The 398-nt window shown below is 78.6% G+C and carries 1 pseudogene; it reads left to right on the forward strand.

What is annotated here, in order from left to right:
• Nucleotides 1–398 (forward strand): annotated as a pseudogene (locus tag G3I71_RS49365) (dTMP kinase); the annotation flags it as partial.

A 398-nucleotide genomic window follows, 5' to 3' on the forward strand; every position in this document is an offset into this window, starting at 1 on the left:
CGGAGGAAGAGGCCGCGCGCAAGGCCGAGGAGGAGCGCCTGGAGAAGGAGCGCCAGGAGCAGCTCGCCCGGCTGCGCGCCGAGGAGGAGGAGCGCAAGCAGCGCGAGCTGGAGGAGGCCAGGCAGCGCGAGGCCGAACGCCAGGCGGAGGAGGCCCGGCAGCGTGCCGAGGAGGCCCGCCGCCGCGCCGAGGAGGACCGCCGGCGGCTGGAGGCCGAGGAGCGGGCCCGCGAGGCCGAGCAGGAACGCCTCCGCAGGCAGGCCGAGGAGGAGGCGCGGCTCCGGAAGGAGGCCGAGGCGCTCCGGCTGGAGAAGCAGCGGAAGGCGGAGGAGGCGCTGGTACGGGCCGAGGAGGCCCGCCGCCGGGCGGAGGCCGAGGTGGCCGCCCGTACGGCGGCG

Source organism: Streptomyces sp. SID12501, from assembly GCF_010550245.1.
In the GTDB taxonomy this organism is placed as follows: domain Bacteria; phylum Actinomycetota; class Actinomycetes; order Streptomycetales; family Streptomycetaceae; genus Streptomyces.